A 1748-nucleotide genomic window follows, 5' to 3' on the forward strand; every position below is an offset into this window, starting at 1 on the left:
CCCACCCTAAAAAATGCTGGTTCAGTTATTTTTAAAGGAGTAAAATACACATATTCTGAAGGAAAAATAGTTGCTCATAAAATTCCTAGTCCCAATGCAAATATTAATACTAATGTACCCGCCAGTCAAAATTTGCCTAATGTCTATGGTGATGGGGATCTGCCAAATATTGATAGTGGACAAAATCATGGTGGCGCTAGTTTAAAAGAACGCATACAAGCAAACATTGCCGATAGCCAAAAAGCAAGAAAGTCATCTAACTTTACAAACCATGCAAACTCTGAAAATGTCCATAGAATTGAACATAACGCAAAACTTACCACAACAACTGATGGCAATCTGTCAGTTACACATGGGCTTGGTTATGATGCTAAAAAAGAGCTGGATGGGATTAGAGCAGCTTTGATAAAAGACCAAGAAGATATTAAAGCGTTTAATAAAACAACAAAACGTGGAGAGAGAAAACAAGAATCTTTGATTAAGGGTAAATTTGATATTAATAAGAATGTTAGTATTGCTACTGCTACTGTTATAACCAAAGATGGTAAAACTGCTCATTATTTGTCAGTAAGTGGTCAAAGCTGGAATCCTAATGCCCCTGATAAAGTAACCATTCATGGTAAAGAATATCAGGTGCTAAGAGATGAGGCTTATACAGGTAAAGTATTATCAGATGGTTCAAAAGAAAAAATACTGCCTGACCATATTAATCCTGATAATAATCAGTACAACGGCAATCATGCTGAAAAGAAACTTATGAGTCATATTACCCAGAAAAATCAAAATGGCAATATCAGTGATGTTAAAATCAACATTCAAAATACATCAAAAGAAAATCAAGGTGCTTGCTATGGCTGTGGCGGAGACAATGCGATGGGTGGTAGTATTGGTGATTTTAAAAATCTAAACCCAGACATCACCATTCACATTGAACATGGTTCAACCAAAACTAGCAAATGAGGTAAATTATGAATGATTTAGTGCAAACCCTACTATCCATCAAAAACCCACGCAATAATTTCATCGAACGCCCTGAACTGATTCAGGGCTATACCGAAGATGAAATCAAACAAATTGAACAAAAATACAATATCCCAATCCATGGTCAATTTAAAGAGCTACTGATGACGATGGGTAAGTGTTCTGGTGGGATATTACTCGAAGATAATATATATATATATAGTAATAATTATACAAATCATTACTTAGATGATTATATAAGAGAGGTTATTCAAGAAGATAGTGATTATGAATATCTTATGAAATTTCTTGGTAATGTAGATTTAGTAGAAAAAAGATTTCTCATCTTTGCAGGTATTAATGAACATATTATTCAATATTTTATGTTAGCAGCAGATGATAACGACATTGTATATGAATGGGATGAAAATAAAGAAACAGTTAAAGCATTTGGCACCCTATTTGATTTTTTAAAATATTATCGTCAAATCACTACTTCAAAAATCACAGGAAAGCATCATAATGACTTTAAAGAATTAACCACAGGTCATTTGTTATGAGCAATTTAATCCAAACCCTATTATCCATCAAAAACCCACGCAACAACTTCATCTAACGCCCTGAACTGATTCAGGGCTATACTGAAGAAGAAACTAAACAAATAGAACAAAAATACAATTTTCCGATTCATGGTCAATTTAAAGAATTACTAATGACGATGGGTAAATGTTTGGGTGGGTTGTTATTTGGTGATGATATGCTTTACGTTTATTAGTTTTACATTATCA

2 protein-coding genes are annotated in these 1748 nt (G+C 33.2%); both read left to right on the forward strand.

All coding sequences use genetic code 11. The features are described 5' to 3' along the window. The coding region (locus tag ACZBKJ_RS09790) for a hypothetical protein (RefSeq protein ID WP_463200905.1) at window positions 1-960 on the forward strand (960 nt) is incomplete at its 5' end. A gap of 8 nt (window positions 961-968) precedes the next feature. Beyond that, window positions 969-1520, forward strand: a complete 552-nt coding sequence (locus ACZBKJ_RS09795) for an SMI1/KNR4 family protein (protein ID WP_463200906.1) — start codon at window positions 969-971, stop codon at window positions 1518-1520. Window positions 1521-1748: the final 228 nt, after the last annotated feature.

This window comes from Moraxella sp. I5G (assembly GCF_055193055.1).

What these genes read in the sequence shown, in the direction of transcription:
- ACZBKJ_RS09795 (WP_463200906.1), top strand. Translation starts at nt 969, where the DNA reads ATGAATGATTTAGTGCAAACCCTACTATCCATCAAAAACCCACGCAAT.